5 protein-coding genes are annotated in these 5,012 nt (G+C 60.2%); 4 read left to right on the top strand and 1 reads right to left on the bottom strand.

The annotated features are described in order from the left end of the window. The 4 genes from EGI20_RS16130 to EGI20_RS16115 form a co-directional block, all read left to right on the top strand. The coding region (locus tag EGI20_RS16130; RefSeq protein WP_498632689.1) for a PHA/PHB synthase family protein at positions 1 to 1,096 on the top strand (1,096 nt) is incomplete at its 5' end. 69 nt (positions 1,097 to 1,165) lie between these two features. Further along, a complete protein-coding gene (locus EGI20_RS16125) occupies positions 1,166 to 2,347 on the top strand; it encodes an acetyl-CoA C-acetyltransferase (RefSeq protein ID WP_498632687.1) in 1,182 nt (393 codons plus the stop codon). Positions 2,348 to 2,426: 79 nt separating this feature from the next. Further along, entirely contained in the window at positions 2,427 to 2,945 is a 519-nt protein-coding gene (locus EGI20_RS16120) for a GNAT family N-acetyltransferase (RefSeq protein WP_498632686.1), read from the top strand. A gap of 198 nt (positions 2,946 to 3,143) precedes the next feature. Then, complete coding sequence (locus EGI20_RS16115; RefSeq protein WP_498632684.1) at positions 3,144 to 3,512, top strand: hypothetical protein; 369 nt, start codon at positions 3,144 to 3,146, stop codon at positions 3,510 to 3,512. A 416-nt stretch (positions 3,513 to 3,928) separates the two neighbouring features. On the opposite strand, the gene EGI20_RS16110 is transcribed toward EGI20_RS16115, so the two are convergent. Then, positions 3,929 to 5,012 (bottom strand): response regulator (locus EGI20_RS16110; RefSeq protein ID WP_498632682.1); only part of this gene is annotated, 1,084 nt, incomplete at its 5' end.

Raw genomic sequence — 5,012 nt, 5'->3', positions numbered from 1 at the left:
GGCCAAGGTCCATGAAAAGCCGCTGCTGATCGTGCCACCTTGCGTCAACAAGTACTACCTGATGGATTTGCAGCCGGAAAACTCCATGGTGCGCCACTTTGTGGCCCAGGGTTACCGCGTCTTCCTGGTTTCCTGGCGCTCGGCCAATGTGGAGATGAAGCACTTCACCTGGGACACCTATCTGGAAAAAGGCATCTTTGCCGCCACCGATGTGGTGCGTGAAATCAGCAAGCAGGACAGCATCAACGCGCTGGGCTTCTGTATCGGCGGCGTACTGCTGACCACGGCACTGGCCGTGATGAAAGCCAAGGGCATCAAGACCATAGACAACGCCATTTTCATGACCAGCCTGATCGACCACGCCGAGCCGGGCGAAGTCAAAGTCATGATCGACGAAAAACTGGTCACCAAGCGCGAAGCCAGAGCCGCACAAGGCGGCATCATCAGCGGCAAGGAAATCGGCCGTACCTTTGCCTCCTTGCGCGCCAACGATCTGATCTGGAACTATGTAGTCAACAACTACATGCTGGGCAAGACCCCGCCACCGTTCGACCTTCTGTACTGGAACAACGACTCGGTCGATCTGCCGCTGCCTATGCACACTTTCTTCCTGCGCGAGTTCTACCTCAATAACGCGCTGACCCGTCCCGGCTCCATCACCCTTCTGGGCGAAAAAGTCGACGTCGGCCAGATCGACATTCCGGTCTATATTTTTGCCGCGCGCGAAGACCATATCGTACCGTGGCAATCCGCCTATGCCGGTCTGCCTTACCTCAGGGGCGTGGCAGAAAAACGCTTCGTACTGGGCGCCTCCGGCCATATCGCCGGCGCAATCAATCCGGTCACCAAGGACAAGCGCAACTACTGGGTGAACGACAACCTGGCACAAGACTCACAAGCCTGGTTCGATTCGGCCCAAAGCCTGCCGGGCAGCTGGTGGAAAGATCTGGATGCCTGGCTGGTGCCTAAATCCGGCGAAGACATCGCCACGCCCAAAACACTGGGCAGCAAGGCCAACCCGCCACAAGAAGACGCGCCAGGCAACTATGTCAAGGCCAAGAGCCTGAAACCGCTGGATGCCCAGTTGCAGCACTAAGCATCAAACCCTGTGCCTCACCCGGGCACAGGGCGCAAGCCCCACCCGACGAAAATAATGGAGAATCCTATGCAAGAAGTCGTGATCGTTGCTGCAAAACGTACCGCCATCGGCAATTTTGCCGGTTCGCTGTCCAAGGTATCCGCCCCTGAACTTGGCGCAACCGTGATCAAGGCGCTGCTGGAAGAAACCGGCGTTGCCGCCGAGCAAGTGTCCGAAGTCATTCTGGGCCAGGTCCTCACCGCCGGCGCAGGCCAGAACCCGGCACGTCAGGCACTGATCAAGGCCGGCCTGCCGGTCACCACCCCGGCCACCACCCTGAACGTCGTATGCGGTTCCGGTCTGCGCGCCACCCATCTGGCAGCTCAGGCCATTGCCAATGGCGATGCCGAGATCGTCATCGCCGGCGGTCAGGAAAACATGAGCCAGAGCCCGCACATTCTGCCGGGCTCGCGCGACGGTTTCCGCATGGGCAATACCCAGCTGGTGGACACCATGGTGTTCGACGGCCTGACCGACGCCTACAACCACTACCATATGGGTATCACCGCCGAGAATATCGCCGAGCGCTACAGCATCAGCCGCGAAGAGCAGGACCAGCTGGCGCTGTCCTCGCAAAACCGTGCCGAAGCCGCGCAAGCTGCCGGCAAGTTTGACGCCGAAATCGTACCGGTCCTGATTCCGCAGAAAAAAGGCGACCCGGTCGCTTTCGCCCGTGATGAATTCGTTAAGGCCGGCTCCACCGCCGACAGCATCGCCAAGCCGCGCGCCGCCTTTAAAAAGGATGGCACCGTCACCGCCGCCAACGCCTCGGGCCTGAACGATGGCGCCGCTGCAGTGATGATGATGTCGGCCGCCAAGGCCAAAGAGCTGGGTCTGACCCCGCTGGCCACCGTACGCAGCTACGCGCTGACCGGCTGCGCCCCGGAAGTGATGGGTCTGGGCCCGGTTGCCGCTACCCGCAAGGCGCTGGCCAAGGCCGGCTGGGCGATTGAGGATCTGGACCTGATCGAAGCCAATGAAGCCTTCGCCGCACAGGCGTTGGGCGTGGCACGCGAACTGGAGTGGGATCTGGCCAAGGTCAACGTCAACGGCGGCGCCATTGCACTGGGCCACCCGATCGGCGCATCCGGCGCCCGCGTACTGGTGACCTTGCTGCATGAAATGCAGCGCAGCGATGCTAAAAAAGGTCTGGCCACGCTGTGCATCGGCGGCGGCATGGGCGTTGCGCTGGCAGTCGAGCGCGCTTAAATCCGCTTGAATCCGGCCTGCACCAAACGCAGGCCGGATTTTTATTTGCCTGGCCCCCTTCCCTTCTACGCGAACCACAATGATGCCCTACCGAACTGCCACCCCAGACGATGCGCCCGCCATTGCCGGCTTGCTCAACCGCGCTTACCGTCCGGCTAAGGGGCAGGCAGGCTGGACTCACGAAAGCCATCTGGTGCAGGGCGCGCGCGCCAACACCGCACAAATTGCGGCCGTGCTAGCTTCCGGCACTAGCGTCATCCTGCTGCTGGAACAGGATGGCGAGCTGATCGCCAGCATCCAGACCGAGCGCGACGGCGACAAGGTGCATATCGGCATGTTTGCCGTCTCACCGGAGAGGCAGGCCTGCGGGCTGGGCAAGATGCTGCTCGCTGCAGCCGAAGCCTGGGCTAGAGAACAATGGCACAGCCGCCGCGCACTCATGAGTGTGATCATCGCGCGCACCGAACTGACCGATTTTTACCTGCGCCGCGGCTATCGCCGCACCAGCCAGATGCTGCCCTATCCGCACGATGCCGGCGTCGGCATGCCTTTACGGGCAGAGCTGCCACTTGAGGTTCTTGCCAAGGATCTTGAATAAAACCGCTCCATCTTGATGAATGGATAGCCGCCATGCAAAAAGGCGAGCCACTGGAAATGGATAATGTGTTTCTATCCAACCAGCGGGCGCTTGGCCGGCTTTAAACAGAAAATAGCGAACGGGGACATTCCTGCCTTGCGGGAACTTGGCGCGCCTGCCAGACTCTCTGACTCACCATCGACTTAAAGAAAGAATGCCATGCGCCGCCTGCTTATACCCGCCCTGCTGATCCTGCCCTTGCTGTCAGCCTGCAGCGGCGAGCAGACCACCCAGTTGCAACAAGCCGCGTCCAGCGCCATCGGTGCACTGGACAGCAATGACAAGCAGTCACTGGATCAACTGAAAAACCAGGCCAGTGCCGCCATCGGCGATGCCAAGCAACAACTGAAGGACAGCAGTGCGCCTTTGGGGCAACTCAAGCAGCAAGCCAGCTCCGCCATTGGCGTGGCCAAGCGTCTGGGTGACGCTGCCGCTATCCTCAACCCCGAGCTGAAACAGCAGGTTGACGAGCTCAAACAGCAAGCCTCTGCCGTGAAAGAAGCGGCTGCGGTGCTGCAAGGCAAGTAAAGCCAATCATCTGCTTAAAAACGGCAGCCTGCAGGCTGCCGTTTTTATTGGCTATGTCCCAGTTACGAGTTGGTACAGATAGGTTTTGGACTTTGTGTCCGCTGCGCGGACGTGTTTTTTACTTGCCGCTTCCGCGCGGCATGCGGGCAGGGGCCGGACGCGCCCGGCCCCTTGCATCCCCGGCGCCCCCGAAGTCTCGCGAAACCCCGGCGCAAAAGGCACTGGCGAGGCGCTGGCCAACTCGCGATTCGCTACCGTCGAATCGCTCAAACAAGGGCCAGCTTAAGACCTCGCCAGCGTCTTTTACACCAGCGCGAGCCTAACGGGGATGGGTGGCTGACGCATGGATAGCGCGCATCGCATGCAACCAACGCCAACGTGTGTGGGACATCGCCTTTTTATTGCCATCTGCACGACTACGGCACGTGATCGGCGAAGCGCTCGGCAATCGACTGGAACTCGTCTTCACAGGCGGTAAAAGCCTCGACTATTTCGGGGTCGAAGTGGTAGCCAGCGCCATTGACGATAATGCCACGCGCCACCGCATGCGGCAGCCCGGTCTTGTAGACGCGCCGGCTGATCAGCGCGTCGTAGACATCGGCCAAGGCCATCAGCCGTGCCGACAACGGAATCGCTTCACCCGCCAAGCCTTGCGGATAGCCCGAACCATCCCATTTTTCCTGATGCGAATAGGCGATTTCCTTGGCGCACTGCAAGAAAGGCACGCGCATGCCCAAACGCTCCTCGGCATGCACGATGGCATCCCGACCCAGCGTCGTGTGCTGCTGCATCGTAGCGAACTCAGCCGGCGTCAAACGGTCGGGCTTGAGCAAAATGGCATCGGGAATGCCGACCTTGCCGATATCGTGCAGCGGTGCCGACTTGAACAGAATATCTATCATGCCCGCGTCCAGTAAGGCGCTATAGCGCGGATGGCGCGCCAGTTCTGTGGCCAGCGCCTTGACGTAAAACTGGGTACGGCGGATATGGCCGCCAGTCTCGTTGTCGCGCGTTTCAGCCAGGCTGGCCATCGCATGAATGGCGACATCCTGTATGGCCTGTACTTCGGCCGTACGCTTTTGCACCTCCTGCTCGAGAAAGGCATTCTGGTCACGCAAAAAATCGGCGGATGCCTTGAGTAACAGATGGGTGGCCACCCGCGCAAGCACAATGGGCGGGCTGATGGGTTTGGTGATGTAATCGACCGCGCCCAGTTCGAAGCCGCGCGTTTCATCCTCCTGCCGTGACAAAGCCGTGAGGAAAATCACCGGAATGTCACGCGTCGCCGGGTTGGCCTTAAGCCGGGCGCACACTTCGTAGCCGTCTATCTGCGGCATCATGATATCGAGCAGCACCAGTTGCGGTTGCGGCGTGGCACTTGCAATCTGCAAAGCTTTTTCGCCGCTGGTTGCCAGCTTGACACGGTAATGCGGCTGTAACAGCTCGCTCATCAACAGCAGATTGTCCGGCGTATCGTCAACCACCAATACCAGCGCGCGC

It is taken from the genome of Aquitalea sp. S1-19, assembly GCF_024343515.1.
The sequence above is the reverse complement of the archived record's forward strand: the minus strand, read 5'-3'. Positions and strand labels throughout refer to the sequence as shown.

Excerpts from the sequence above, each read along its gene's own strand:
- EGI20_RS16115 (WP_498632684.1), top strand. The coding sequence starts at position 3,144 with ATGCGCCGCCTGCTTATACCCGCCCTGCTGATCCTGCCCTTGCTGTCA.
- EGI20_RS16120 (WP_498632686.1), top strand. The coding sequence starts at position 2,427 with ATGATGCCCTACCGAACTGCCACCCCAGACGATGCGCCCGCCATTGCC.
- EGI20_RS16125 (WP_498632687.1), top strand. The coding sequence starts at position 1,166 with ATGCAAGAAGTCGTGATCGTTGCTGCAAAACGTACCGCCATCGGCAAT.